The sequence below is a fragment of the Rhodococcus sp. B10 genome (genome assembly GCF_011770055.1).
Classification (GTDB): domain Bacteria; phylum Actinomycetota; class Actinomycetes; order Mycobacteriales; family Mycobacteriaceae; genus Rhodococcoides; species Rhodococcoides kyotonensis_B.
Genome location: NZ_JAAFYV010000024.1, coordinates 39,383 through 66,040 on the forward strand (window position 1 = coordinate 39,383; position 26,658 = coordinate 66,040).

The 26,658-nt window shown below is 66.3% G+C and carries 25 protein-coding genes; 8 read left to right on the top strand and 17 right to left on the bottom strand.

The genetic code is table 11. The annotated features are described in order from the left end of the window. Positions 1-22 precede the first annotated feature (22 nt). Entirely contained in the window at positions 23-691 is a 669-nt protein-coding gene (locus RhoFasB10_RS16685) for an NAD(P)-binding domain-containing protein (RefSeq protein ID WP_068432468.1), read from the bottom strand. A gap of 137 nt (positions 692-828) precedes the next feature. Here RhoFasB10_RS16685 and RhoFasB10_RS16690 point away from each other — a divergent pair, with 137 nt between their 5' ends. Continuing rightward, complete coding sequence (locus RhoFasB10_RS16690) at positions 829-2,214, top strand: PspC domain-containing protein (protein WP_068432145.1); 1,386 nt, start codon at positions 829-831, stop codon at positions 2,212-2,214. Then, positions 2,207-2,452 (top strand): hypothetical protein, encoded by a 246-nt coding sequence (locus RhoFasB10_RS16695; protein WP_068432148.1) that lies wholly within the window; start codon positions 2,207-2,209, stop codon positions 2,450-2,452. Before RhoFasB10_RS16690 ends, RhoFasB10_RS16695 begins: the two co-directional genes overlap by 8 nt. A 4-nt stretch (positions 2,453-2,456) precedes the next feature. Here the strand turns inward: RhoFasB10_RS16695 and guaA are convergent, their stop codons facing one another. From guaA to guaB, 4 genes are all read right to left on the bottom strand, one after another. Then, positions 2,457-4,046 carry a glutamine-hydrolyzing GMP synthase gene (guaA, locus tag RhoFasB10_RS16700; RefSeq protein ID WP_167677432.1) on the bottom strand — a complete coding sequence of 530 codons (1,590 nt, stop codon included), beginning with the start codon at positions 4,044-4,046 and terminating at the stop codon, positions 2,457-2,459. A 32-nt stretch (positions 4,047-4,078) separates the two neighbouring features. Continuing rightward, a complete protein-coding gene (locus RhoFasB10_RS16705) occupies positions 4,079-5,824 on the bottom strand; it encodes a GMC family oxidoreductase (RefSeq protein ID WP_167677433.1) in 1,746 nt (581 codons plus the stop codon). 266 nt (positions 5,825-6,090) lie between these two features. After that, entirely contained in the window at positions 6,091-7,230 is a 1,140-nt protein-coding gene (locus RhoFasB10_RS16710) for a GuaB3 family IMP dehydrogenase-related protein (RefSeq protein WP_167677434.1), read from the bottom strand. 48 nt (positions 7,231-7,278) lie between these two features. After that, positions 7,279-8,802, bottom strand: a complete 1,524-nt coding sequence (gene guaB, locus RhoFasB10_RS16715) for an IMP dehydrogenase (RefSeq protein ID WP_165839629.1) — start codon at positions 8,800-8,802, stop codon at positions 7,279-7,281. Between the two features lie 277 nt (positions 8,803-9,079). Here guaB and RhoFasB10_RS16720 point away from each other — a divergent pair, with 277 nt between their 5' ends. Further along, entirely contained in the window at positions 9,080-9,484 is a 405-nt protein-coding gene (locus RhoFasB10_RS16720; RefSeq protein WP_068432470.1) for a DUF5319 domain-containing protein, read from the top strand. A gap of 75 nt (positions 9,485-9,559) precedes the next feature. On the opposite strand, the gene RhoFasB10_RS16725 is transcribed toward RhoFasB10_RS16720, so the two are convergent. From RhoFasB10_RS16725 to RhoFasB10_RS16735, 3 genes are all read right to left on the bottom strand, one after another. Continuing rightward, positions 9,560-10,570 (bottom strand): anti-sigma-D factor RsdA, encoded by a 1,011-nt coding sequence (locus tag RhoFasB10_RS16725; RefSeq protein WP_167677436.1) that lies wholly within the window; start codon positions 10,568-10,570, stop codon positions 9,560-9,562. Continuing rightward, positions 10,563-11,141 carry a sigma-70 family RNA polymerase sigma factor gene (locus tag RhoFasB10_RS16730; protein ID WP_068432163.1) on the bottom strand — a complete coding sequence of 193 codons (579 nt, stop codon included), beginning with the start codon at positions 11,139-11,141 and terminating at the stop codon, positions 10,563-10,565. The genes RhoFasB10_RS16725 and RhoFasB10_RS16730 overlap by 8 nt, the downstream gene beginning before the upstream one ends. Before the next feature lie 123 nt (positions 11,142-11,264). Continuing rightward, positions 11,265-12,080 carry a hypothetical protein gene (locus tag RhoFasB10_RS16735; RefSeq protein ID WP_346764413.1) on the bottom strand — a complete coding sequence of 272 codons (816 nt, stop codon included), beginning with the start codon at positions 12,078-12,080 and terminating at the stop codon, positions 11,265-11,267. A 704-nt stretch (positions 12,081-12,784) separates the two neighbouring features. On the opposite strand from RhoFasB10_RS16735, the gene RhoFasB10_RS16740 reads away from it, so the two are divergent. The 4 genes from RhoFasB10_RS16740 to RhoFasB10_RS16755 all read left to right on the top strand — a co-directional run bounded on the left by RhoFasB10_RS16740 (position 12,785) and on the right by RhoFasB10_RS16755 (position 17,212). Next, the gene (locus tag RhoFasB10_RS16740) at positions 12,785-13,078 is read left to right on the top strand and encodes a WhiB family transcriptional regulator (RefSeq protein ID WP_068432169.1); all 294 of its coding nucleotides are present in this window, start codon (positions 12,785-12,787) and stop codon (positions 13,076-13,078) included. A 259-nt stretch (positions 13,079-13,337) separates the two neighbouring features. Beyond that, entirely contained in the window at positions 13,338-13,901 is a 564-nt protein-coding gene (ahpC, locus tag RhoFasB10_RS16745) for an alkyl hydroperoxide reductase subunit C (protein WP_068432471.1), read from the top strand. Positions 13,902-14,039: 138 nt separating this feature from the next. Next, positions 14,040-15,626, top strand: a complete 1,587-nt coding sequence (gene ahpF / locus RhoFasB10_RS16750) for an alkyl hydroperoxide reductase subunit F (protein ID WP_068432172.1) — start codon at positions 14,040-14,042, stop codon at positions 15,624-15,626. 95 nt (positions 15,627-15,721) lie between these two features. Next, entirely contained in the window at positions 15,722-17,212 is a 1,491-nt protein-coding gene (locus tag RhoFasB10_RS16755) for an adenylate/guanylate cyclase domain-containing protein (protein WP_167677437.1), read from the top strand. Between the two features lie 60 nt (positions 17,213-17,272). Here RhoFasB10_RS16755 and groL read toward each other — a convergent pair whose 3' ends face one another. The 4 genes from groL to RhoFasB10_RS16775 all read right to left on the bottom strand — a co-directional run bounded on the left by groL (position 17,273) and on the right by RhoFasB10_RS16775 (position 21,125). After that, positions 17,273-18,886, bottom strand: a complete 1,614-nt coding sequence (groL, locus tag RhoFasB10_RS16760; protein WP_068432175.1) for a chaperonin GroEL — start codon at positions 18,884-18,886, stop codon at positions 17,273-17,275. Between the two features lie 92 nt (positions 18,887-18,978). Beyond that, positions 18,979-19,278 (bottom strand): co-chaperone GroES, encoded by a 300-nt coding sequence (gene groES / locus RhoFasB10_RS16765; RefSeq protein ID WP_008718149.1) that lies wholly within the window; start codon positions 19,276-19,278, stop codon positions 18,979-18,981. 194 nt (positions 19,279-19,472) lie between these two features. Then, positions 19,473-20,531, bottom strand: coding sequence for an LLM class flavin-dependent oxidoreductase (locus tag RhoFasB10_RS16770; RefSeq protein ID WP_167677439.1), 1,059 nt, complete (start codon positions 20,529-20,531; stop codon positions 19,473-19,475). A 9-nt stretch (positions 20,532-20,540) separates the two neighbouring features. Next, positions 20,541-21,125: a potassium channel family protein gene (locus tag RhoFasB10_RS16775; protein WP_240931167.1), complete on the bottom strand. Its 585-nt coding sequence runs from the start codon at positions 21,123-21,125 to the stop codon at positions 20,541-20,543. Positions 21,126-21,273: 148 nt separating this feature from the next. On the opposite strand from RhoFasB10_RS16775, the gene RhoFasB10_RS16780 reads away from it, so the two are divergent. Beyond that, entirely contained in the window at positions 21,274-22,917 is a 1,644-nt protein-coding gene (locus RhoFasB10_RS16780; protein WP_167677441.1) for an Hsp70 family protein, read from the top strand. Between the two features lie 3 nt (positions 22,918-22,920). Here RhoFasB10_RS16780 and tsaD read toward each other — a convergent pair whose 3' ends face one another. The 5 genes from tsaD to RhoFasB10_RS16805 are packed head-to-tail and all read right to left on the bottom strand — an operon-like array spanning position 22,921 to position 26,622. Beyond that, positions 22,921-23,964, bottom strand: a complete 1,044-nt coding sequence (gene tsaD / locus RhoFasB10_RS16785) for a tRNA (adenosine(37)-N6)-threonylcarbamoyltransferase complex transferase subunit TsaD (protein WP_167677443.1) — start codon at positions 23,962-23,964, stop codon at positions 22,921-22,923. Then, positions 23,961-24,440, bottom strand: a complete 480-nt coding sequence (gene rimI / locus RhoFasB10_RS16790) for a ribosomal protein S18-alanine N-acetyltransferase (protein WP_068432187.1) — start codon at positions 24,438-24,440, stop codon at positions 23,961-23,963. The genes tsaD and rimI overlap by 4 nt, the downstream gene beginning before the upstream one ends. Next, complete coding sequence (gene tsaB, locus RhoFasB10_RS16795; protein ID WP_068432190.1) at positions 24,437-25,099, bottom strand: tRNA (adenosine(37)-N6)-threonylcarbamoyltransferase complex dimerization subunit type 1 TsaB; 663 nt, start codon at positions 25,097-25,099, stop codon at positions 24,437-24,439. Before tsaB ends, rimI begins: the two co-directional genes overlap by 4 nt. Positions 25,100-25,130: 31 nt before the next feature. Then, a complete protein-coding gene (tsaE, locus tag RhoFasB10_RS16800) occupies positions 25,131-25,637 on the bottom strand; it encodes a tRNA (adenosine(37)-N6)-threonylcarbamoyltransferase complex ATPase subunit type 1 TsaE (RefSeq protein WP_068432473.1) in 507 nt (168 codons plus the stop codon). Next, positions 25,630-26,622, bottom strand: a complete 993-nt coding sequence (locus tag RhoFasB10_RS16805) for an alpha/beta hydrolase (protein WP_240931182.1) — start codon at positions 26,620-26,622, stop codon at positions 25,630-25,632. Before RhoFasB10_RS16805 ends, tsaE begins: the two co-directional genes overlap by 8 nt. Between the last annotated feature and the right edge of the window lie 36 nt (positions 26,623-26,658).

Here is a 26,658-nt window from a genome sequence, read left to right on the forward strand (position 1 = left end):
CAGGGTCTCCCCTGATCTTCGTTCAGGCGCGCCACTCCGCAGGGCGTTCCTCGGTCGCTTCCGTGAGTGCGGTCGTCACGCCGTCGGCGTCGTAATCCTTGCCGTAGACGGGAGTACCGGGCTGCTGACGCCACGACTCCTCGAGCGTGCCGCCGTCGACCGGGTCGAACCCCAGCTGATCGACGACGTCGAACACGAGCTTCTTGCCCGCGCCGTCCGCGCCTGCGATCGGAAGCGCGATGCGTCCTTCGGATCCTGCGGGAACGCCCTTCTCGAGCAGGTGCTTCCAGTAGATGCCGTTGAAGACCTTCACGACGTCACCACCGCGCGCACCGAGATGCCGTGCAACCCAGACACTTTCCGGTGTGCCGTTCTCGATCTCGGCAATCAGGCCGTCGCGCTGCTGCGGGTAGTAGTTGTTCGTTTCGATGATCGGTGCGCCCGGGTTCGCCGAATCCACGATGTCCGACGGCAGATTCGGGGTGTTCTTCTGCGGAATACTCACGATCACGAGATCGGCGTCCTGCGCCGCCTCGGTGCTCCAGACCGCCTGTGCGCCCGTTTCGGCGGCGAGTTCGGAAAGTGTTTCGGGTGCACGGGAATTCGAGACCCGAACCTCGTGACCCAACTCCGTCAACCTGCGGGTCAACGTCCCACCGATGAATCCAGCTCCGATGATGCCGATCTTCACGTCGATAGCTCCTCGAGAATCGCGATACAGTTCCTCTGCTTCCAAGCCGTTCGGGCGCCGGTTCATTCCGACCCCGACGACCGAAGATCAGGGCGATCCCTGATGCGACAGTCGGCGCCGCGGGCCACGATGGTTCCATGAGCAACGCAACCGTCTCCGATCAGCTACAGCAGATGTGGCGCACACGTCCGTATCGGTTGCCGCAGCGGGGCCACATTGCGGGTGTCGCGGCGGGCATCGGGTACCGCTACAACGTCGATCCGGTCCTGATCCGGGTCGCCTTCGTCGTCGGCACGATCTTCGGCGGCGCCGGGATCGTCCTCTACCTCGCGGCCTGGCTGCTCTTCAGCAAAGCAGGCGACACGGCCTCTCCCGCAGAATCTCTCGTCGGCAAGGGAAACAGCTCCGAGTCCAACACCAAGATCGTGGTGCTGATCGTTGCGCTGATCATCGCCGTCACGACGCTCGGGCCGGTAGGAGTCGGACTCGGCGGTTCCGGCGTCATCAGCGTGCTGGCACTGCTTGCCGGGTGGTGGCTGCTGCACCAGCGGCAACCGGAGCCACCTGCCTTCCTCCCCGGCGGAACCGTCACATACCGACAGCAGGGATTCCCGATCTCGTTCGACAACCCGTACAACCCGTGGGCAGGGGCGAACTACCGTCCGCCGCAGTTCGAGCAGCGCACGACGTCGTACCAGCAGTACACGCCGTACACGCGGCTCCCGAAGAGCTACGTTCCGACGCCCCCGCCCGCCAAGCCCGTCTCCACGCCTGCTGCGGATTCGACAGACCACGTCGACCTCACCAAGCACGACACCCCGGCCGAACCGGCGCTCCCCGAGTCGCCGACGCCACCGTCGTGGGACCCGCTCGGCGTGGCACCGTTCGCCTGGGATCTTCCGGAACCCACGTCGACGACGGTTCCCGCCGTCCCCGAGAAGAAGCGGCGGTCGAGATGGACGTCCAGCTTCATCGGCCTGGCACTCGTCGCGGCCGCGATCACCGGAGCCGTTGCCGCAGCGACCGATTCGGAATGGTTGACGCCGGCCCGTATCGCCGCCGTCGCACTCGTGGTCGTCGGTACCGGTCTCGTGCTCGGCGCGTTCCTTCGCAAGGGCTACGGGTTGCTGATCGTGACGGGTCCGCTCGCGGCATTCGTCGTCTTCGCCTCGATCGTCGGGCCGGTGCAGTTCGACGGCCGGTACTCGGGCCAGCAGAACTACGCGCCGACCACCGTCGCCGGACTGCAGCCGACGTACACCGTGCAGGGCGGGGACCTTCAGCTCGATCTTCGCGGGCTGACGTTGACCGAGGACAAGACGATCGAGGTCGACGTCACGGCAGGCAACGCCACCATCACGTTGCCCCCGAGCATGAACTACCGCACCGAGTGCGTCGCGATCGCAGCGAGCACCACTTGCGCGGAACCTGGTGTGCAGCAGGGAAATTCACCGGACAACAGCGCAGTTCTGACGATCGACGCCACCGCACGCGCAGGAAACCTGGAGGTCATCCGTGGCTGAGACATGGCAGTACGGCGACAGCGACACCGACACTCCCGAGGAGAACAAGGCGCGGACTCGCCCGTCCGCACTTCTGTTCCTCGTCGGACTCGCAGCGCTCGTCGTCGGCATCAGCGCTCTGATCGGACCGTCCGCGATCGAAGCCCTGGGGGACGTGCAGTTCCGCTGGGTGTTCGTCGTCGCGGCGATCGTCGTCGGCCTGGCGCTGCTCATCGCGCCAGGCCGCTCACGCGGCTAGCGCGTCACTCCCACTCGATGGTGCCCGGCGGCTTGCTCGTCACGTCGAGAACGACTCGGTTGACCTCCGACACCTCGTTGGTCACCCGAGTCGAGATCGTTTCCAGGACGTCGTAGGGCAGTCGCGTCCAGTCGGCCGTCATCGCGTCCTCGCTCGACACGGGACGCAGCACGATGGGGTGACCGTAGGTGCGGCCGTCGCCCTGCACGCCGACGCTGCGAACGTCGGCCAACAGCACCACCGGGCACTGCCAGATCTGCTGGTCGAGACCGGCGGCGGTCAGTTCTTCGCGCACGATCGAATCGGCTTGACGCAGCGTCGCGAGGCGATCCTGCGTGATCTCGCCGACGATGCGGATCGCCAGACCCGGGCCGGGGAACGGCTGACGGTTCACGATGTCCTCGGGCAAGCCGAGTTCGCGGCCCACCGCCCGCACCTCGTCCTTGAACAACGTGCGCAGCGGCTCGACGAGCGTGAACTGCAGATCCTCGGGCAGCCCGCCCACATTGTGGTGGCTCTTGATGTTGGCCGTCCCCGACCCTCCGCCGGATTCGACGACGTCGGGGTACAGCGTGCCCTGCACGAGGAACTCGACCTCGGCGCCGTGAGATGCGTTCTCCCCCAACACCTCCGACACAGCGCCTTCGAAGCTGCGAATGAACTCGCGGCCGATGATCTTGCGCTTCTCCTCCGGGTCGGAAACGCCTTCGACAGCCGACAGGAAGGTGTCGACGGCGTCGACGGTGACCAGCTTGGCCCCGGTCGCCGCGACGAAATCCTGCTGGACCTGCTCCCGCTCACCCTCGCGCAGAAGGCCGTGGTCGACGAACACACACGTCAGACGGTCGCCGATCGCGCGCTGCACCAACGCCGCTGCCACGGCGGAGTCGACGCCGCCGGACAGACCGCAGATGGCCTGACCCGTCGGGCCGACCTGCTGCTGCACCTGCTCGACGAGTGCGTCGGCGATGTTGGCCGCGGTCCACTCGCCCTTGATGCCCGCGGTCTCGTGCAGGAAGCGGCTGAGCACCTGCTGTCCGTGCGGCGAGTGCAGCACCTCGGGGTGGTACTGGACACCTGCGAATCGACGTTCCGTGTTCTCGAACGCCGCGACGGGCGCGCCCGCACTCGTCGCCGTGACGATGAATCCCTCGGGGGCGTCGGTGACCGCGTCGCCGTGACTCATCCATACGGGCTGCGTCGCAGGAAGACCGTCGTGCAGCACGCCGCCGTCGACGGACAGCTGCGTACGGCCGTACTCGCGAGTCCCGGTGTGCGCCACCGTTCCACCGAGCGCCTGCGCCATGGCCTGGAATCCGTAGCAGATACCGAAGACAGGCACTTCGAGATCGAACACGCGAGGATCGAGCGCAGGCGCACCCTCGGCGTACACGCTCGACGGACCACCGGACAGCACCAGAGCGGCCGGATTCTTCTCGGCGATCTCTTCGACCGTCGCGGTATGCGAGATGACCTCGGAGTACACGTTCGCCTCACGCACACGACGTGCGATCAGCTGGGCGTACTGGGCACCGAAGTCGACGACGAGTACTGGCCTGGGCAGCGCGGGATCGGGCTGTTGCGTAGCGGTCACCGGGTCAGTCTAGTTGCGTACGCGTCGTGCACTTACGCTGCACCCGTGGTGGCAGGCTTGTCGCGGCGAACCGGGGTGATCGTGAGCCGCAGTGCCGCCGGCGCGGACACCGGCACGACCGGATTGTTCGGTGCGATCGGTTCGATGCGCTCGTACGGCAGACCCTGCCGCGGACGTAGGTCCTGCTCGCCCTTGTTCGGCCACAACGCCGCCGAACGCTCTGCCTGGGCGCTGATCGTCAACGACGGGTTCACACCCAGATTGGCCGACACGGACGAGCCGTCGACGACGAACATCGTGGGGTAGCCGTACACACGGTGATACGGGTCGATGACACCGTGCTCCGCGTCCGACGCGATCGCACAACCACCGAGGAAGTGCGCGGTGAGCGGGATGTTGAACAACTCGCCCCACGTGCCACCTGCGATTCCGCCGATCTTCTTCGCGATGCGTCGGGTGGCGTCGTTGCCCTCGGGAATCCAGGTCGGGTTCGGTTCGCCGTGTCCCTGCTTGCTCGACACCGTGCGGCGGCCGAACAGTCCGCGCTTGGTGAACGTCGTGATCGAGTTGTCCAGGTTCTGCATGACCAGCGCGATGATGGTCCGCTCACTCCAGTTCTTCACGTTCAGCACTCGCACGAAGTCGAGCGGACGCGCGACGACCATGACGAGGAATTTCAGCCATCGCGGGATTCGACCGCCGCCGTCGGTCATCAAGGTCTGCAACATGCCCATGGCGTTCGACCCCTTGCCGTAGCGCACCGGCTCGATATGCGTGCTCGCCGACGGGTGGAACGACGACGTGATGGCCACTCCCCTGGTCAGATCCACGTTCGGATCGACCTTCATCTTCGCGGCGCCGACGATGGACTCGGAGTTGGTGCGGGTGAGTTCACCGAGCGTGTCCGACAGCCGGGGCAGGGCACCCTCGTCCTTCATCTTGTGCAGCAAGTTCTGTGTGCCCCACGTGCCCGCGGCGAGTACGAGATTGGCGGCCGTGTACGTCGTGGGGCGTTTGCGCATCCAGGCACCCGTCCGCTCGGTGGCGACGTCCCAGGTGCCGTCGGGCAAGGCTCGAACGCCCGTGACGGTGGTCATCGGGATGATCTCGGCGCCTGCGCGCTCGGCCAGGGCCAGGTAGTTCTTGAGCAGTGTGTTCTTGGCCCCGTGACGGCACCCCGTCATGCACTCGCCGCACTCGATGCACCCGGTGCGCTCGGGGCCGACGCCGCCGAAGTACGGATCCGCGACCTTCTTGCCCGGCTCGTCACCGAAGAACACACCGACGGGCGTCTGAATGAACGTGTCGCCGACACCCATGTCTTCGGCGACGGACTTCATGACCTCGTCCGCGGGCGTCATGTGCGGGTTGCGAACGACTCCCAGCATGCGGGTGGCCTGCTCGTAGAAGGGAGACAGCTCGCTGTTCCAGTCGGTGATGTGGGCCCACTGCTTGTCCTTGAAGAACGGCTCCGGCGGCTGGTAGAGCGTGTTGGCGTAGTTCAGCGAACCGCCGCCGACGCCTGCTCCCGCGAGTATGAGGCAGTCACGCAGCAGGTGAACGCGTTGGATGCCGTAGCAGCCGAGCTTGGGAGCCCACAGAAATCGCTTCAGGTCCCAACTCGTCTTGGCGAAGTCCTTGTCCTCGTACCGTCTTCCGGCCTCGAGGATGCCGACCTTGTAGCCCTTTTCGACGAGTCTCAGCGCAGTGACGCTGCCACCGAAGCCCGATCCGACGATCAACACGTCGTAGTCGGTCTTGCGAGCCTGTGAACCCATGTTCGCCCTCCGCCTCTACGCGCCCACCCCGACGTGTGACCGGAGCCACATTTCAGGCGACATTTCTTCCGAAGTGCCAACGGTCCTGTGACAGTCGGCACAAGCCACTGTAGCTGCAACCCGGAGTATCACCAAGTGCGGCTGCGCCACCCGTGCGGGGATAGTTGCAACCTGGGCCAACTATGCGCGCACGGGTGGCGTAGCCGCACGAAAAAAGCGCGCATCCCGAGGGGACACGCGCTTTTCGTGCAGCTGCGGCACACTACCTACGCCCGAACGTTCAGTCCGACCTTCTGGAACTCCTTGAGGTCCGAGTAGCCCGATTTAGCCATGGACCGACGGAGGCCGCCGACGAGGTTGATGGAACCGTACGGATCGTTCGACGGCCCGTGCAGCACCTGGTCGAGGCTCGGACGGTCACCTGCCGCGACCGGCAGGAGGGCGCCACGCGGCATCGACGGGTGCGCTGCCGCCGACGGCCAGTACCAGCCACCGCCGGGAGCTTCGGCGGCAACGGCGAGCGGCGCGCCGAGCACAGCGGCGTCGGCGCCGCAGGCGATCGCCTTCGCGAGGTCGCCCGAGGAAACGATGTCACCGTCGGCGATGACGTGGACGTAGCGTCCGCCGGTCTCGTCGAGGTAGTCGCGACGTGCAGCCGCGGCGTCGGCGATGGCCGTCGCCATCGGTACGCCGATTCCGAGCACCTCGCCGGTGGTGGTGCCGCCCTCTACGGATCCGTACCCGACGATGACGCCCGCCGCACCGGTACGCATGAGGTGCAGCGCGGTGCGGTGGTCGCTGACGCCGCCCGCGATGACCGGGACGTCGAGATCGGCGATGAACGTCTTCAGGTTCAGCGGCGTCTCGTCACCGTGCGCGACGTGCTCGGCGGAGATGATGGTGCCCTGGATGACCAGCAGGTCGATTCCGGCCGCCACCAGAGCGGGCGTCAGGCTCGCCGCGCTCTGCGGGCTCACTCGAACCGCAACCGTCACCCCGGCGTCGCGCACCTGTGCGACGGCGGTAGCCAGCAGATCCGGCTGCAGCGGTGCCGCGTGCAGCTTCTGCAGGAACTTCACCGGCGCGTCGGCGTCGAACTCGTTCTCCGCGATGGCCACCAGCTCGTCGAGCTTCGCCTGAACGTCGGCGTGCCGACCCCACAGCCCTTCGCCGTTGATGACACCGAGGCCACCGTGCTTACCCAGTTCGATGGCGAACTCGGGCGAGACCAGCGCGTCGGTCGGATGCGCCATCACCGGAATGTCGAACCGGTACGCGTCGAGCTGCCACGCCGTCGACACCTCCTTCGACGAACGAGTACGGCGCGAAGGCACGATGTCGATGTCGTCGAGCTGGTAGGTACGCCGGGCTGCTCTGCCCATGCCGATTTCAACGAGGTCGCGCACGCGCGCCCCTTTCTCGAGAGGTTCGGGAACTGTTTCTGGCCGGTCGGGTCAGCGCGTGGTGTAGTTCGGCGCTTCCGCGGTCATGGTGATGTCGTGCGGGTGGCTTTCCTTCAGACCGGCCGCCGTGATCTGCACGAACTGCGCCTCCTGCAGCTGCTCGATCGACGTCGATCCGGTGTACCCCATCGCAGCACGCAGACCACCGGTCAGCTGGTGAATGACCTGCGACAGCGGACCCCGGTAGGGAACCCGGCCTTCGATGCCCTCGGGCACCAGCTTGTCCTCGGCCAGCACGTCGTCCTGGAAGTAGCGGTCCTTCGAGTAGGACTTGGCGGCGCCACGTCCCTGCATCGCACCGAGCGAACCCATGCCGCGGTAGCTCTTGAACTGCTTGCCACCGACGAGGATCAATTCACCGGGCGATTCGGCGGTACCCGCGAGCAGCGAGCCGAGCATGGCCGTCGACGCGCCCGCTGCGAGTGCCTTCGCGATGTCGCCGGAGAACTGAAGGCCGCCGTCGGCGATGACGGGAACGCCGTGCGGCTTGCAGGCTGCGACGGCCTCGAGGATGGCCGTGATCTGCGGCGCGCCGACGCCTGCGACGACTCGGGTGGTGCAGATCGAGCCGGGTCCGACGCCGACCTTGACCGCGTCGGCCCCTGCCTCGACGAGCGCCAGTGCGCCCGCACGGGTCGCGACGTTGCCGCCGACGACCTGCACGCGCTCGCCCACCTCGGACTTGAGCTTGCTGACCATCTCGAGCACGCCCGAGTTATGCCCGTGTGCAGTGTCGACGATGAGGACGTCGACGCCCGCGTCGGCCAGCGCCATCGAACGCGCCCACGCGTCCTGTCCGACGCCCACCGCCGCACCGACGAGCAGTCGGCCGTCACGGTCCTTGGTGGCGTTCGGGTGCTGCTCGGTCTTGACGAAGTCCTTGACCGTGATGAGCCCGGTGAGAGCTCCCTGGCCGTCGACGATGGGAAGCTTCTCGATCTTGTGGCGACGCAGCAGACCGAGCGCCGCTTCGGCGGTGACGCCTTCCTGCGCCGTGATGAGCGGTGCCTTCGTCATCACATCGGCGACGCGACGGTTCTGATCGACCTCGAAGCGCATGTCGCGGTTGGTGATGATGCCGACGAGCGCACCGGTCTCGTCCGTGACGGGGAGGCCCGAGATGCGGAAGCGGGCGCACATGGCGTCGACCTCGGCAAGCGTGTCGGTCGGCTTGCAGGTGACCGGGTCGGTGACCATGCCGGCCTCGGAGCGCTTGACCGTCTCCACCTGGGACGCCTGGTCTTGCAGTGACAGGTTGCGGTGCAGGACCCCCATGCCGCCTGCGCGCGCCATCGCAATGGCCATTCGCGCCTCGGTGACGGTGTCCATCGCGGACGAGACCAACGGAACCCGCAGCCGGATCTCCTTGGTGAGCTGGCTGGACGTGTCGACCGCGCTGGGGATCAGATCCGACGCAGCAGGAAGCAGCAGAACGTCGTCGAACGTGAGACCGAGCATGGCGACCTTGTTGGGGTCGTCGCCACCGGTACGGACATGGGCTCCGGAACTACTCATCTAAATCTGGCCCTCCCTAGAGCCGGGTGCCTCTCGGGCGCACGGACGGCGGCACCAGAGATAGGCGTGTTCGAGAACGGATGGAGACAGTGCGGGATCGAAACATGGACGCGGGCGCGCGGCGCCTCGTTCCATGGTATCGGCTCCGCTGTGCCAGCGTGAACGCGCATCGGGCACTCCGCTGCATGCACCCGGAACCCTTGCCGACGTCCCGGATATTCCCGCGCGAGAGCCGAACAGCTGGCGCATACCCACCGATCCTGCGTACCGTGGAGGCGTGCGCGATCAATTGCCTCCAGGTCTACCGCCGGACCCCTTCGCCGGAGACCCAGCCGACCCCTCGGCCGCCCTCGATGCCATCGAGCCGGGCCAGCCGCTGGATCCTCAGGAGCGGCTCGCCGTCGAGGAGGATCTTGCCGACCTCGCCGTCTACGAAGCACTCCTGGGCCACCGAGGCATTCGCGGCCTCGTCGTGTGCTGCGAGGACTGCCAGCAGGACCACTATCACGACTGGGACATGCTGCGAGCCAACCTGCTGCAGCTACTCGTCGACGGCACCGTCCGTCCCCACGAGCCCGCTTACGACCCCGTCCCCGACGCGTACGTCACGTGGGACTACTGCCGCGGCTACGCCGACGCGTCGATGAACGACGCGCTGCAGGGCGACGGCTTCGAGAACTAGCACTTCGGACACGAAGAAGCCCGGCTCCGATGTTCGGAGCCGGGCTTCTTCGTGTGTCGAGCTCTGGGTGGCTGATCAGCCGCCGTTCTGAGAGGTGTCGATCCGCGGCGACGAGACATCGGCACCGGTGGATCCACTCGCCGACGCCGTGGTCGGGCTCGGCTCGTTCAGAATCGTCGGAGCAGGCGGCACAGTGGTTTGCGTGACCTGAGGCAGCGACGGCTCCTGGCTGATCGGACCGCTGGTATCCGTCGGCGGTATCTGACCGGTCGACGTCACCACGGGCGGAACATCCGGGACCGACGTCGTCGGAATCCCCGGCAGTATCGGAGACTGCAGAACATCGGGCGACGGCAGCTGCGGAATCACCGTCTGCACGGGCGGTACGGGCGGGAACGTCGGGATCAGCGCCTGCAACTGCTCGTTGAGTCGCTGCAACCAGATCTCAAGATCCGACTTCTGGCTCGGGTCGATGACACCGCCGCTGGTCTGCGATGCGCCGTCGAGCAGCGCGCGTGCACCGTCGACGTCACCGGCAGCGATCAGCTCCTCTGCCTGAGACAGCTTCGTCGTCGTATCGATCTGCGCGACAGTGGAATCCGCCTGCTGCGAGAAGACGACCGACTTGACGCTCCACAGTGGATCGCCCGGCGCAGAGTTGTACGAGAAGACCACGAGCCCACCGAGGACCACGGCGATCGCGGCGGCTGCTCCGGCGACCGGTCGCAGCAGTCCGGAACGGGTCCGCGATCGAGCCTTGCGGTTCATTCCAGCGGCACGGATCTCTTCGTCCACCGCGGCGGCGACGTCATCGAGCGAGGGGCCGGTAGGTAGAGCCGGTGTCGTGACCTCGGCTCGCCAGCCCGCGAGCAGCAGCGCGAGCTGGTACTCGTCGGCATTGTCGGTGGCGATGGGGCCGTCGCCGCGAATGGCTTCGATGAACTCGTCGTCCCGGCGTACCGACGCGATGTCCACGGGACCCGTCTCCGACGCCGAGTCCGCGTACGCGCTGTCGGCGGGAGTGGCAGCCGACCCGTCGGGTCGACCGATACGGGGAATGCCATCGCGGCCGTTGTTCCTAGCCATACATTTCACCCGCCTTCACGACTTCGTTCTTCAACTTCGCGATGGCTCGGTGTTGAGCCACGCGGATGGCACCTGCAGTACTGCCCACCGCGGCTGCTGTCTCCTCCGCCGACAGTCCGACGATCAGACGAAGCACGAGAATCTCTCGATGCTTCGCCGGGAGGGTGTCCAGCAATGCGGTCATCTGTCTACTCGACTCGGACTCCAGAGCGCGCTGCTCGGGACCGTGTTCCGTGGACACGACATCTGGTACTTCGGCGGCCGGGTCCGATTTGTTACGCGACGCGCTTCGATGCGCATCTGCGACCTTGTGAGCGGCAATTCCGTATACGAATGCCATGAACGGCCGACCTTGATCCTGGTACCGCGGCAGGGCGGTCATGACTGCCAAGCAGACCTCCTGCGCAACGTCGTCCGCCGAGAGCTGACCACGCTCGGCGGACCCGACTCGCGCGCGGCAATACCGCACGACGAGTGGACGGATTATTTCCAGTACCCGGGAGAGTGCGGCACGCTCGCCCTGCGCTGCGGCAGCGACGAAGGAGTCCAACTCCTCACCCGTGTTGTTCATCGCTCAAGGAATCCCCGCGTTACAGCGACGCCGTCGGCCTTCGACAGGCGTATCCACCCCAGGTGGAACCTTGTAAGGATAGCGACCTCGCCGCTCCCGGATCGAACCATGCGGTCCGCGATCTCACGAAGCAGCGACGAAGCCACCGCGGTGCGCGAGAAGCGCCCGGCACTCCGCCACGATCGACTGCGCAGGCGTTACCTCACCGAGACCGCACAGCAGCATCGCCGACGCCCACGCCAAGGGAACGAGCCCGTGCTCCGAGCAGGCCTCGAGCACCGCCCTCGCGCCGTCCACCGCCGTCCGAACCTCGCCCGCGGAACTCAGGGCCGCGGCCACTATCAGATCGGTCTTCACCCTGTGACGTAACGAATCGGTATCGGAGGCACGGTCGCGCGCGTCGTACGCGTGCCGGACGGCGGCGGGCCCGTCCCCCGACATCATCGCGAGTTCGGCGGACACCCAGAGCTCCCGCAATCGACACCGCCAAAGGCCGTCGGACTCGGCGTCGCCCAGGACTTGCCTGGACCTCGCCAGCAGCACGGCGGCACGGGCGAAGCCCCCTGACCCGAGTGCGTCGGCGGCGAGTCCGGTCAACGCGTCGCAGCGCGCTTCCAGAACGAGGAGCGACGACGGCTCCCGCGGCAGACCCACGCGAGCGAGAGCGGACCCGTCGTGGCGTGCGGCATCCGCGTGCCGGCCGACCTGGCGCAGCCACGACGCACGCGTCGACGATGCGAGTGAGGCAAGGGCGTCGTCGGTCCGCCCGACGCGTTCGAGCGCGTCGAGTTCCGCAGCTGCCTGGCTGTATCGCCCTTGGCCGCCGAGTGCCACGGCACGGTCCCATCGCTCGGACGGCGTACGGGCCGACGGCAACGGCCACGCACCTGGAACGTGCCCCCACGCAGCGTCTCGCAATGCCACTGCCGCACCTGTCACGTCGGCAACAGTACTGCGCCCTCCGCCCGATCCCGGCCGTCGCGGTCGATCGGTACCCGGTATTCGGTCGAATCAACTGCTTCGCCGAGATTGTCCGGCCGTTTCACGCTTTGTTTCATGGAATTAACAAAAAGGGCGAGTTACGCGCAGATGAGCATTTTCTGACATTCATGTGGCCGTCAGGTTAATCGCCGACGTCGCACTGCTCCGAAAAAGACCGGCTTCGATTCGAGTCTCGCGCGGACGCTCATCGACGACAGGACGGTTTCCACCGCGTCGTGTGGAGATCGCATGCGGAGAACGCGGCGTCGACCGACTGCGCCAGAACGGCGTCGAGCAGCGGAAACACAAACAGCGTCGATATCGTCAGCGCCGACGTGACAGGTGCCCGGTCCTATCGAGAACGCACCCATGGTCTCGCGACTCCACGACTTTTTCAACACGAAACGCACGCACGAAATCGTCGCGAAGTAAATGTCCGGCGCGTTAATTTATCGAGTTCGCCTATGGAAATGGCCACGTTCGCGCGGCATTGACGTCATTTCGCCGCCCAACATAACGTTGTTTCCGTTCGACAGAGATTCGAGAAGTCTCCCGCGAATCACGACAGCAGAAACGGCCCCTGCGGCTCATGAGGCGTCAGCGGCACCACACCGAGGTGCGGCTGCTCCACACGAGGCAAGCACAACACCCTAGGAGTTCCCATGCCACAGCCGAACCACCTCCCTGGGCCCAACGCCGACATCTGGGATTGGCAGATGCACGGCGTGTGCCGTGGAGTCGACTCGTCGATGTTCTTCCATCCCGACGGTGAACGCGGACGCGCCCGCGCACAGCGCGAGATGCGCGCCAAGGAGATGTGCCGCACCTGCCCCGTACTGGCTCAGTGCCGAACGCACGCACTGAGTGTCGCCGAGCCCTACGGCATCTGGGGCGGAATGTCGGAGACCGAGCGCGAGATGCACGCACGGCACGCGCGCCGCCGCATCGCGGTCTAGACGAGCCAGGCGCACAACCGATCGACCACCGAGAACGGCCCCCTTCGTCACGGAAGGGGGCCGTTTTCGTTCGGCCACTCGGTGGTCGACTATGGGTTCGCTCACATACCACCCTGATTTGAACGGTTCCAGAAACCGATTGCAGGGCTTATAGCCGGGCGCTATCGAAGATCGCGGGATCATCGATTGGTGCGATCAATCTTCGGTCGTTAGGGTCGAAAACCGACACACCAACAACCGAGAACGAATGAGGCTGTACATGTCGCTCATCAACAAGAAGATCAAGCCCTTCACCGCGGAGGCCTTCAAAGACGGTGCGTTCGTGACCGTTTCGAACGAGGACATCACGGGCAAGTGGGCCATCTTCTTCTTCTACCCGGCCGATTTCACGTTCGTGTGCCCCACCGAATTGGGCGATCTCGCCGATCACCACGAAGAACTGCAGCGCCTCGGCGTCGAGGTGTTCTCCGTCTCCACCGACACGCACTTCACGCACAAGGCGTGGCACGCGTCGTCCGACACCATCGGCAAGATCAAGTACACGATGATCGGTGACCCGACTCTGAAGATCAGCACCGACTTCGAGGTGCTCCGCGAAGAGCAGGGCCTCGCAGACCGCGGCACCTTCCTCGTCGACCCGGACGGCGTCGTCCAGTTCACCGAGGTCACCGCAGAAGGCATCGGCCGCAACGCTGCCGAGCTGCTCCGCAAGGTCAAGGCCGCGCAGTACGTTCGCTCGCACCCGGGCGAGGTCTGCCCCGCGAAGTGGGAAGAGGGCGAAGACACCCTGGCCCCGTCGCTGGAGCTCGTCGGCAAGATCTGATCCACGCGACAGCAAGCATGCGGCGGCACGGGGCGTTCGTCCCGTGCCGCCCGCATCTTCCCTGTTCGGATCGCTCGGCTCGAGCCGAGAAGTTCGCCGACCGAAGTGACCGCCCTTTCAATCACAGGAGTAACACTCGTGCTCGAAGCCGCCCTCGCCACTCAACTGAAGTCGTTGCTGGAGAAGGTCACTCAGCCCATCGAGCTGGTGTCCTCGCTCGACGACAAGCCCAAGTCCGTCGAACTCGGAGACCTGCTCGACCAGATCGCCGGCCTGTCCGAGTCGGTCACCCACTCGCGCACCGGCACCGATCCTCGACGTCCGTCGTTCGCTATCCGTCGCGTCGGCACCGACATCGAGGTGCAGTTCGCCGGCATCCCCCTCGGTCACGAATTCACATCCCTCGTGCTCGCGCTTCTGCAGGTCGGTGGACACCCCTCCAAGGAAGACGCCGCTCTGCTCGCTCAGGTGCGAGACCTCGAGGGCGACTTCTACTTCGAGACCTACTTCTCGCTGTCGTGCCAGAACTGCCCGGACGTCGTGCAGGCACTGAACGTGATGGCCGTCCTCAACGCGAACGTCAAGCACATCGCGATCGACGGCGCCCTGTTCCAGGACGAGGTCGACGATCGCGGCGTCATGGCCGTGCCGTCGGTGTTCCTCAACGGTGAGCCGTTCGGATCCGGACGCATGACTCTCGAACAGATCGTCGGCAAGCTCGACACCGGTTCCGCCGAGCGCACCGCGACCGCGATCTCGGAGAAGGACCCTTTCGACGTCCTCGTCGTCGGCGGAGGCCCTGCAGGAGCGACCGCGGCGATCTACGCCGCCCGCAAGGGAATTCGCACCGGTGTCGTCGCCGAACGCTTCGGCGGACAGGTGCTGGACACGATGGGCATCGAGAACTTCGCGTCCGTCGCCTACACCGAAGGCCCCAAGTTCGCAGCCGAGCTGGAGAACCACGTTCGTCAGTACGACGTCGACATCATGAACGTCCAGAACGCCACGAAGCTCACCCCCGCGGCCACCGAGCAGGGCCTCGTCGAGATCGAACTCGAAAGCGGTGCACGCCTGCTCTCGCGCAGCGTCATCCTGTCCACCGGTGCCCGCTGGCGTTCGATGAACGTCCCCGGCGAGACCGAGTACCGCAACAAGGGCGTCACGTACTGCCCGCACTGCGACGGCCCGCTGTTCAAGGGCAAGCGCGTCGCGGTCATCGGTGGCGGTAACTCCGGCGTCGAGGCCGCCATCGACCTCGCGGGCATCGTCGAACACGTGACCCTCGTCGAGTTCGACAGCCAGTTGCGCGCCGACGACGTGCTGCAGCGCAAGCTCCGCAGCCTGCCGAACGTCGACATTCTGCTCAGCACGCTGAGCACCGAGGTCATCGGCGACGGCGCCAAGGTCACCGGTCTGGCCTTCACCGATCGGACCACCGACACCTCTCACTCGGTCGCTCTCGACGGCGTGTTCGTCCAGATCGGTCTGCTCCCCAACACCGAATGGCTGTCCGGCAGCGTGGATCTCACTCCTCGCGGGGAGATCGTCGTCGACGATCACGCTCGCACGTCGGTGCCCGGTGTGTTCGCGGCCGGTGACTGCACCACGGCCCCGTACAAGCAGATCATCGTCGCCGCCGGATCGGGCGCGACCGCCGCTCTCGGCGCGTTCGACCACCTGATCCGCACCAGCACCCCGGCCGAGGAATCGGTCGCGGTCGGCTGACCCGTAACGATCCGACGACCCGGTCCGCATGTGCGGGCCGGGTCGTTATGCTTTCGGGCTTCCCACCCGTCGAAACCGGCAACTACCCTGGCGGCATGGACCCGCTGACGACGCGGTACGTCCAGCGCGACGGTCACGCACTCGCCTATCAAGCTGCGGGTGCAGGAAACAGTGCAGTCGTGTGGTACTTCGAGATCGGCCTGCACCCCGACCTGATGTGGACGGACCCACATCTCCACTACCTGCTCGACCGGATCGCTGCACAGAGCCGCACATTCGACCTGCAACGCCGGGGCCTCGGAATGTCCGACCCGGTCGACCGCATCCCCACGCTGGACGAGCAGGCAGAGGACCTGATTGCCGTCATGGACGCGGAAGAGCTCGACTCCGCTGTGGTCTGCGGGACCGGAAGTACGTGCGGTCCCTGTCTGCTCGCAGCCGCACTGCATCCCGACCGGATATCCGGACTGGTGTTGAACACGCCGTTGGTCGAAGGGCTCGTGCGCTCCGACGGCACCGTCCCTCCCGGATGGGAAGGACATGACCTCGCCGGCTATGTGTCGGGCTGGCAGGACGCGTACGACGCCTGGGGTTCGGGGAGCTCTCTGTCCATGTGGGACTCCACGACGAATTCGCCGTTGAACCGCCGCTTGATGGGCTTGCTGGAACGGTCCGCAGCGTCTCCCGCAGTCGCTCGCGTGCACCTCGAATGGACGCTGCGACAGAATCTATGGGACGTTCTCGGCTCGGTGCAGTGCACCACGCGAATTCTGCAACCGGGTGGATCGCCGCGTCCGCAGTCCGTCGCACAGCGGATAGCCGACGCAATCCCCGGCGCGACGCTGCATGTCCTCCCGACCGCCGAACCCGGCGCAGCGCTCGGCGAAGCATGGCTGCCGGTTCTCGAGAACGTCGAGGCGGTGCTCGCACGGGAGGACGCTCGGCCGGTCGACATCGATCGCTTTCTCGGCTGCGTCCTGTTCACCGACATCGTCGACTCGACCTCACTGCTCGCGACGCTCGGTGACCACGACTATCGAGACCTGCGCTCGGCACACGAGCGCGATGTCCGCTTGGCCGTGGACACTGCGGGCGGCCGGTTGGTCAACGTGACCGGTGACGGCACGTTCAGCGTCTTCGACGGGCCGACCGAGGCAGTGCGCTGCGCCGAGACCGTCTGCCGTGACGGCCGGAACCTCGGCGTGGAGGTCCGCGCGGGCGTGCATTCGGGCGCTCTCGAGCGCAGCGGATCCGACCTCACCGGAATGACCGTGCACACCGGCGCACGCATCGGCGCGCTGGCCGGGCCGGGTGAAGTCCTCGTCTCCGGTACCGTCCGCGACCTCACGGGTGGTTCCGGCCTCACCTACACCGAACGAGGTACGCACACCCTGAAAGGCGTTCCCGGCCGATGGCCTCTCCATGCGTTGACGGCCGACGTCGCCACCCCGGTCCCGCGCCGACGCCCGCGACTCACAGCCGTGGATCGTGCTGTTCTCGCCTCGGCCCGACGCATACCGTCGGCGCTTCGAGCAGCCGCACGCGTCGCGTACGTGTGGCAGCGACGACGCAGCCATCGACAGTGAACACGCAGAACGGCCCCCTTCCGGGTTCGGAAGGGGGCCGTTCTGCGTGTTACGAGTCGATCAGTGGCTGTGACCGTGGCCGGCAGCCGGCTCTTCCTCGTCGGCAGGCTTCTCGACGACGGCGCTCTCCGTCGTAAGGATCATGCGTGCGACTGAAGCAGCGTTGACGACGGCGGAACGCGTCACCTTGACCGGGTCGACGACGCCGTCGGCGAGCAGGTCACCGTAGGTGAGTGTCGCTGCGTTGAAGCCGTGCCCTGCACCCAGCTCGGCAACCTTGGAGACGACGACGGACCCGTCGATGCCCGCGTTGGTCGCGATCCAGAACAGCGGCGCGTTGAGTGCGTCGCGAACCACGGCGACACCGGTGGCCTCGTCGCCCGACAGCCCGAGGTTGTCTGCGAGCGACAGAGCAGCCTGCGTCAGGGCGGTACCGCCACCGGGGACGATTCCTTCCTCGACAGCAGCCTTGGCTGCGCTGACCGCGTCCTCGACACGGAACTTGCGTTCCTTCAGCTCGGTCTCGGTGGCAGCGCCGACCTTGATGACGGCGACGCCGCCCGACAGCTTCGCAAGGCGCTCTTCGAGCTTCTCGCGATCCCACTCGGAGTCGGTGGCTTCGATCTCACGACGCAGCTGACCGACGCGAGCGTCGATGTCGTCCTGCGTGCCCGCGCCGTCGACGATGGTGGTCTCGTCCTTGGTGACGACGACGCGACGTGCCTTGCCGAGGAGCTCCAGACCGGCTTCCTTCAGGCTGAGGCCGACATCGGAGGTGATGACCGTACCGGCGGTGACGACGGCGAGGTCGTCGAGGAACGCCTTGCGACGGTCCCCGAAGAACGGCGCCTTCACGGCGACGGCCTTGATCGTCTTGCGGATCGAGTTGACGACGAGCGTCGACAGAACTTCGCCTTCGGTGTCCTCGGCGATGATCAGCAACGGCTTGCCGCTCTCGGCGACCTTCTCGAGCAGCGGAAGGAAGTCGGGAAGCGACGTGATCTTCTCGCGGTACAGCAGCACGAAGGCGTCTTCGAGGACTGCCTGCTGCGCGTCGACGTCGGTGACGAAGTACGGTGACAGGTAACCCTTGTCGAACTGCACGCCCTCGGTGACGGCCAGTTCGGTGTTCAGAGTCGACGACTCCTCGACCGTGACGACGCCGTCCGCGCCGACGCGGGTGAGCGCCTCGCCGACGAGCTCGCCGATCTCGGGATCGCGCGACGACACGGTGGCGACCTGCGCGATCGCTTCCTTGCCGTCGACGGGCGTCGACGCGGCGAGAAGCGCCTCGGCAACCTTGTCGGCCGCTTTCGCGATGCCGGAGCCGAGTGCGATCGGGTTCGCGCCCGCCGCGATGTTCTTCAGACCGCCGCGGACGAGAGCCTGCGCGAGCACGGTCGCGGTCGTCGTTCCGTCACCGGCGACGTCGTTGGTCTTCGTCGCGACGCTCTTGACCAGCTGCGCGCCGAGGTTCTCGAACGGGTCTTCCAGTTCGACCTCGCGAGCGATCGAGACGCCGTCGTTGGTCACCGTCGGGCCACCGAATGCCTTGGCCAGTACGACGTGCCGTCCACGCGGGCCGAGCGTCACCTTGACGGCGTCGGCGAGCTTGTCGACGCCACGCTCGAGAGCGCGGCGCGCGTTCTCGTTGAATTCGATTTGCTTGGACATCTCTTGGGGCAACTCCTTCGAGGAGGAAAGTACGTGAACGCAGTCCGCCCCGGGACCGAGTGAGTCGGGCTCCGGGGCGGAAGGCGTGAGGCTTACTTGGCGATGACAGCCAGCACGTCGCGTGCCGACAGGATCAGGTACTCCTCGCCGGCGTACTTGATCTCGGTGCCGCCGTACTTGCTGTAGATGACGGTGTCGCCTTCTTTGACGTCGACCGGGATGCGGTTGCCCTTCTCGGTGACACGGCCTTCGCCGACGGCGACGACGGTGCCTTCCTGAGGCTTTTCCTTGGCTGTGTCGGGGATGACCAGACCAGAGGCGGTCGTCGTCTCGGCCTCGTTGGCCTGGACGAGGATCTTGTCCTCGAGCGGCTTGATTTTCACGCTCGCCACGTTGAGCCCTCCATTGGGTACGGGGTACGCGTTCGGGGTCGGATCCCCGAACTGCTGTATCTGTCTTCTACTTCGACGGCTCTGTGCTCGTTCCCGTCGTCGCGGGTGCCGGGACTTCGCTCAGCGCTGACTAGCACTCTATACACGCGAGTGCCAGCACTCAAGGTTTAGGTTCGCCAGAATCGCCGACGGCGCTACGCCTCCAGCGAAAATCCCGCCATCGCGTCGCGCACACGCGGCGCAACTTCCTTACCGAGCAATTCGATCGCGCGCAGCACCTTCTCGTGCGGAAGTGTCCCGACGCTGATGTGCAGCATGAAGCGTTCCAGTCCGAGTTCCTGCGCCGTGCGCACGATCTTGTCGGCCACGACGTCGGGGTCGCCGATGAACAGCGATCCGTCAGGTGAGCGAGAGTCGTCGAACGACGCCCTCGAAATCGGCCCCCATCCGCGCTCGCGGCCGATGTGCGACATCGCGACTCGATAGGGAGGAAAGAACTCGTCGGCCGCGGATTCGGTGTCGTCGCCGACGTAACCGTGCGCGTGAACGGCGATCGGTGCCGGGCTCATGCCGTACTCGGTCAGCGCCTGACGATGCAGATCGGCGAAGGGAGCGAACCGTGCCGGCTCGCCACCGATGATCGCCAGTGCCATGGGCAGACCGTACGACGCCGCCCGAATCACGGATTCGGGATTGCCACCGACGCCGACCCACACCGGCAGCGGATTCTGGAACGGCCGCGGATAGACCGCATGATCGACCAGCGCACTCCGATGCGTACCGGACCACGTCACTCGCTCGGAGTCGCGGATGGCCACGAGCAGGTCGAGCTTCTCGGCGAACAGTTCGTCGTAGTCGGCGAGGTCGTATCCGAAGAGCGGGAACGATTCGACGAACGAACCGCGACCGGCGATGATCTCCGCACGTCCGGACGACATCTGGTCGAGCGTCGCGAAATCCTGGAACACACGGACGGGATCGTCGGAACTGAGAACGGTGACCGCGCTCGTGAGACGGATCTCGCGCGTCGACCCGGCGATGACTCCGAGTACGACAGCGGGCGACGACGCCGCGAAGTCCTCACGGTGATGTTCACCGACGCCGTAGATGTCGAGCCCGCCTGCTTCGGCCTGCTGCGCTTCCTCCACTACTTGACGCAGACGGTCTCCGTGGGAGGTGGTCAAGTTCGTCTGCGGGTCCGGATACGTCTCGACGAAAGTGGTGACACCCAGTTCGAAGGGCTGTGTACTCATGACACGAGGTTAGTGTTTGCGGCGCGCCTGTCCTCGTCGGATGGCTGCGACGAACAATCTGCCGCCGAGCGCGATGATCAACAGATTGCAGACCATCTGCACGGTGACGATGGCGCGCGTGAAATCGGTCGAGGCTGCGATATCGCCGAATCCGACGGTCGCGAACACCGACATCGTGAAATAGAGGCTTCCCATTCTGGAGACCGGTTCGGTGAAATTCTGAGAGGACGCTGCATAGGCCAGGTAATAAATGGTCGAAAAACCGATCAGATATGCCGGAATCACGGCCGCGAGGGCTTCGACGGCCTGAACCGCCGGATAGTCGGATCGAATCACCCTGACCACCTGCCACGCGCAGACGACACCCACGACGACGAGTACCAGCGCGAGCAGAGCCACCGTCGTGATGTCCCTGATGTCCTTCATCGGAACGACGAAGTAGACCGTGGTCAGGACGAGGGCGGTGACGAGCGGCCGTGCGATCGCGCGTCGCAACAATGCTCGACGCTGCTGGTCGGTCAACGCCGAATAGGGGTTGCGTTCGTCCATGATCACCTCGATGGCTCCGACGAAAACAGCGAACTTCCTTGTCATAGCGTTTTTCGAGTGCCGAGTTTCACATACGCGGGAATTGTTCTGTAACGTTAAGATAACGGGGCGTGATAGTCGGCGCAGAGCTGTGCGCGCGAAAAGCAGAAATTCTCGGGGCGCGATGACCGACGAACAGGGCAGGAGGTGCACGATGCGAGTCGGACTCGGAGTCTCGACGGGAACCGAAGTCGTGTGCGCCGCCCTCGTCGTCGCCGAGGACGACGGCTCGACCACCGTCGAGTACCGCACGGTGTCGGCCGATTCTCAAGCGAACACCGACATCGGGGAGCTCGTGGCCTCCGCCGTCGAGCTGATGACGTCGTTGGCGCCCGTCTCTGCCGGTCACGGCACACATTCGACCGAACGGCACCAGCCGGACGCGATCTCCGTGTCGTACCGCACTCCCGAACAGGCAGCGTCGATACGGTCGGCACTTGCGCAGTCCCGCCGTACCGTCGCCTTGATTCCGGAGACCACCGCCGCCCATGCGTTCCTGGCCGAATCCGGTCTCATCGCCCGCTACGGCAACGTCGCGATCGTCGACGTCGGCGCGTCCGGCACCACCGTGTCGATCGTGGAGTCGTCGTCGGGCGTCGTACATGCAAGCGAGCGCACCGACACCTTCGGTGGTGACGTCGTCGACGCCCTGGTCAAGGACCTCGTTCACGGCGATCCCACCCGCCGCCGCGACGTGCGTGACGACCTTCGCGACGAACGCGGCGTCGGTTCGGCCCGCTACCGCTCGACGAAGGAACACCTGTCCACCCACGATTCGGTCGACCTCGGCACGTCCACCGTGAGCCGGGCAGATCTCGATGCCGCGATGCGCCCGCTGGTGACGACCGTGGCGCAGACTGCGGCGCGTCTCGCCACCGATCACGACGTCGATGCAGAGGCCGTCGTGCTGGTCGGCGGCGGCGCGAACACGCCGTCGATCCGCACCGTGTTCGAGGCAGTGCTCGGCGTGCCGGTTCTCGTGGTGTCCGAACCCGACACGGTTCTCGCACAGGGAGCCGCGCAGGTGTCCCTCACCGGAACCGGGCATCTGTACCCCACCATCGGTGCGCGCGGCGACGGCCAGACGAAGTCCGTCGGTCGCTTCTCGGGCGCACTGGTCGGCGCGCTCGTCGTCGGCGGAATCGTCCTGGCATACGGCGTGCAGATGTTGGTGCCGTCCGACGACGCGGGCTACTCCCCCGCAGGCTCCGCTTCCCCGTCGCAGCCGCAGACGTCTCAGGTCGGCGAGGAGGTGCCGAACGCGACGACCGGCACTTCGTCGGCAGCCACGTCGCGTGAGCCCGCCCCCGCCCTGTCGACCGACAGCGATGCGTCGTACTCGCCGCGGCCGACGTCGCCAGATGCCGTCCCGGCCACGCCTGCTCCGTCGTCGACCCGCACGCCGACACTGCATCCGGCGCCGGACCTGCCGCTCATCCCGTACCCGGCACAGCCGACCGAGCCGTCGCCGCCGCCGGTGACCCGGACGCCGGAATCGTCGACGCCTCCTCCGCCCGAGAGCACGACCGAACCCGTGAGCCCCACGCCGTCGCCGGGAGGACCGACAGAAAGCCCGTCCGACACACCGCCGAACTCGTCGACGGAGCCGACGGAGCCGACGGCCATCGTGACCGTGCCGTCCATACCGACCACGGTCGTCGACAGCTCACCCACGTCACCGGAATTGGCTCCGCCGCCCACCGTGTGGTCCCCGCCTGCACCCACGCCCAGCGCGTCCGCGCAGCCTGCGCCCACGACGGCGTCGCAACCGAACCCGACCACCACGTCGAGCGAGTAGGTACTAGTCGCGCCCCGACACGATCGAGGTGGACACTTCGAGTCCCGGATCGGTCGCGGCACGCAGGTCCGACGGCGCGGCTCCCCCGGCGACGAGGTGCGCACCCAACGACGCGATCATGACCCCGTTGTCGGTGCACAGACGCGGCTTGGGGATGCGAAGCGTCAAACCTGCTGCTGCACAGCGTGACTCGACCAACGAGCGAATACGCGAGTTGGCGGTTGCGCCGCCACCCAGAACCAGGGTGTCGACCCCGACGTCCTCGGCCGCGCGCACGGCCTTCATCGTCAGGACGTCCGCGACGGACTCCTGGAACGACGCGGCGATGTCCGCCACGGGGATTGTGTCACCGGCACGCTTGCGCGCTTCGACGAATCGGGCCACCGCCGTCTTCACACCGGAGAACGAGAAGTCGTAGCGGGCGTCCCTCGGACCGGTCATGCCACGCGGGAATGCGATGGCGTGCGGATCGCCCTCGCGCGCAGCGGCATCGAGCGCGGGCCCACCAGGGAAACCGAGGCCCAGCAACCGCGCCACCTTGTCGAACGCTTCACCCGCTGCGTCGTCGACGGTGGTGCCGAGCTCGGTGATCGGCGAGCCGAGATCCTTCACGTGCAATAGATGGGTGTGGCCGCCCGACACCAGCAGCGCGACGCACGACGGCATCGGACCGTGCTCGATCGTGTCGACGGCGACGTGTCCGCCGAGATGGTTGACGGCGTAGAAAGGCACTCCCCATGCTGCCGAATATGCTTTGGCTGCAGCAACTCCCACCAGGAGGGCACCGGCAAGACCAGGACCGATCGTGACTGCGACGGCGTCGGGACGGTCGATGTCCGCGGCCGCGAGTGCACGACGCATCGTCGGGACGATCGCCTCGAGATGCGCGCGCGACGCGACTTCGGGCACGACGCCGCCGTAGCGCGCGTGTTCGTCGACGCTCGATGCGACCTCGTCGGCGAGCATCTCGCACACACCGGGCTCGCGCCACCGAACGACTCCGACACCCGTTTCGTCACACGAGCTTTCGATCCCCATGACGATCACGACAGTTCACCTTCACTTCCAGCTGCCGGACGCCGCATCGTGTACGCGTCCGCGCCGCTCGGCTGATAATAGTTGCGCCGGGTGCCGACGACGACGAAGCCTTCGCGCACATAGAGTTCGATGGCGGCGGTGTTGTCGGTGCGCACTTCGAGGAACACCGGGCCGCCGTGCCGATCTGCCGCAGCGAGAAGGTCGTTCATCAACGCGCCGCCGACTCCGCGGCGGTGCATCGACGGGTCGACGCCGATGGTGTGCACTTCGGACTCCGCAGATTCACCCCGCCCGAGCAGGGCGATACCCGCATACCCCACCAACAGGCCGTTCTCGCGCGCCGCAACGTAATGATTGTGCGGCGCAGCGAGTTCCGACAGAAACGCCTGTGCCGTCCACGGGTCGTCGCCGGGAAACAACACCGTCTCGAGCTCGGCGCACGCCTCGGCGTCGGCTGGTGTCAACGGCGACAGCGTCACGGTCACGACGACGCCTTCTTCTCGGCCGCGCGCTCGTCGAGAGTCTTGGCGTCGGGCCTGCGCAGATACAGCGGAACGAGCGGAGCCGGCTCGATTCCGTCCGTCAGCAGATTCTGTGCTGCCAGAACGAGTCCCGTCGGGCTCGGCGACGTGACGTCGCGCGCGGGCAGATCGAACAGCGCGGTGTGCGGCGGCGAGCCTGCGGTCGCTGTGGCACCCGCGACATCGAGCGCACCGGGGGCGCAGACGTCCGGCCCTGACACGCGGACACCGTCTCGATAACGCGCCCAATAGATTTCGCGTCGGCGAGCGTCGGTGATCACGAGCAGCTCCGACTCGTCGGCGAGTTCGGACGCGATGCCGTCGAGACTGCAGACGCCGTGGACGGGGATCGACAAGGCGTCACCGAATGCGGCCGCGGTGGCCATACCGACACGAAGACCGGTGAACGGTCCCGGTCCGACGCCCACGACGACGGCACCCAAGTCACCGGGCGCCAGGCCGGCGTCGGACAGACATTCGAGAATGTTCGGGGTCAGGATCTCGGCGTGCAGGCGAGCGTCGACCACCACGCGCTGCGAGACAGGAACGACGGTTCCGTCGGTGAGCCGCACCACACCGGCGGTGACGGCGGGCGTGGAGGTGTCGACGGCGAGAACAAGCACGGTTGTTCAGGGTACCCGCACGTCAGTGCGCCTACGACGCCGCATCGGACGATTCGACACGGCGCAGCTGCACGGTTCGAACGTCGGATTCGGGGTCACGCCGGATTCGCACCGACACGTGCCCGTCGCTCAGCTTCTCGACCAGCCCCTCGCCCCACTCGACCACGACCACCGCACCATCGAGGTCGGTGTCGAGATCCAGGGCGTCGAGTTCGTCGAGAGCCGACTGACCCGTCATGCCCAGTCGGTACGCGTCGACATGCACGAGAGCCACCGGGGCATCCCCGTTCGGACGCACTCCCGGTCGATGCTCGCGCGCGATGACGAACGTCGGCGAGCTGACACGGCCCCGCACGCCGAGGCCGGCCGCGATACCCCTTGTCATCGCGGTCTTGCCTGCGCCGAGCGGACCGTCGAGCACCACGAGGTCACCCGCAACGAGTTCCTGCGCGAGCCGGTACCCGAACGCTTCGGTGTCCGCTGCCTCGGGCAGGAAGATCTCCCGACCGTCGAAGAACAGCTCGTCGTGCTCAGCCAATGCCCCGCCGCCCCGCACGTCGTCGACTACGCAATTCGGTTGCGCGCGAACCCAATCGGATCAGAGCAGCATTGACCTTGTCGGGGAACTCCAGCTGAACCAAGTGCCCGGCCTGACGGATGCGCACCATCTCCGATTCCGGCAACGCGTCGGCGAGCGCCTGCGAGCTCGCGAACGGAATGATCCAATCGTCGTCACCGCAGATGACCGACACGGGAATACGCTCGAGTTCGGTCAGAGCATCCTTCTCGTCGTGGAGTTCGAGCGTCTTCAGGAAATTGACGATGGTCACGACGGACGTGTCGTCGATCATCGACTGCGAGAACTCGACGAGGCGTGGACTGACCCGCGTGCCGTACGACGCGGCCCGCAGCACCGGAGCGATCAAGGCGCGCACCGCGCCCCGCCCGAACTGGACCACGCCAGGCGACGTCCGCACCGCGAGCCGGAACGCGTCGACGACGGGGTTGTCGAGACTGCGACCGAGGCCCGTCTCGGCGAGACCTGCTGCCGTCGTCGAGATGAGTCCGACGCCGACGACCCTGTCTCGCACCGATTCCGGGCGTTGACGGACCATCGACAGAATGGACATGCCGCCCATCGAGTGGCCGATCAGCATCAGGTGCCCGCGCGGGGCCACGGCACGGATGACGGCGTCGAGATCGAGGCCGAGTTGCTTGATGGTGCAGCTCTCCGGCGTCGGGACACCGGAGCGTCCGTGCCCGCGCTGATCGTAGAAGACCATGCGAATCGACGAGCCCCACTCCTGTTCGAGGGCTTGCCGCTGAAAGTGCCACGACGCCATGCGGAGGCAGTATCCGTGCACGAACACCACGGTGATCGGCGCGTCGGAGGGACCCACTTCTCGCACGGCGAGAGAAACCCCGTCGTCGGCCGTCACGATCGACCCGCGATCGGCGTCCATCAGGTCCAGGTTCTCACCTGCCAGCGGATCCTTGTTCGACCTCAGAACCGTCTCGCGCAAGGCGATGCCGACGCTGCTGACGATGCCGAAATTGGA

Coding starts and splice junctions, on each gene's coding strand:
- ahpC (WP_068432471.1), top strand. CDS start 13,338: ATGTCGCTCATCAACAAGAAGATCAAGCCCTTCACCGCGGAGGCCTTC.
- RhoFasB10_RS16775 (WP_240931167.1), bottom strand. CDS start 21,125: ATGACAAGGAAGTTCGCTGTTTTCGTCGGAGCCATCGAGGTGATCATG.
- RhoFasB10_RS16725 (WP_167677436.1), bottom strand. CDS start 10,570: ATGGCTAGGAACAACGGCCGCGATGGCATTCCCCGTATCGGTCGACCC.
- groL (WP_068432175.1), bottom strand. CDS start 18,886: ATGTCCAAGCAAATCGAATTCAACGAGAACGCGCGCCGCGCTCTCGAG.
- RhoFasB10_RS16690 (WP_068432145.1), top strand. CDS start 829: ATGAGCAACGCAACCGTCTCCGATCAGCTACAGCAGATGTGGCGCACA.
- guaB (WP_165839629.1), bottom strand. CDS start 8,802: ATGAGTAGTTCCGGAGCCCATGTCCGTACCGGTGGCGACGACCCCAAC.
- RhoFasB10_RS16755 (WP_167677437.1), top strand. CDS start 15,722: ATGGACCCGCTGACGACGCGGTACGTCCAGCGCGACGGTCACGCACTC.
- RhoFasB10_RS16730 (WP_068432163.1), bottom strand. CDS start 11,141: ATGAACAACACGGGTGAGGAGTTGGACTCCTTCGTCGCTGCCGCAGCG.
- RhoFasB10_RS16705 (WP_167677433.1), bottom strand. CDS start 5,824: ATGGGTTCACAGGCTCGCAAGACCGACTACGACGTGTTGATCGTCGGA.
- RhoFasB10_RS16740 (WP_068432169.1), top strand. CDS start 12,785: ATGCCACAGCCGAACCACCTCCCTGGGCCCAACGCCGACATCTGGGAT.
- RhoFasB10_RS16770 (WP_167677439.1), bottom strand. CDS start 20,531: ATGAGTACACAGCCCTTCGAACTGGGTGTCACCACTTTCGTCGAGACG.
- RhoFasB10_RS16780 (WP_167677441.1), top strand. CDS start 21,274: ATGCGAGTCGGACTCGGAGTCTCGACGGGAACCGAAGTCGTGTGCGCC.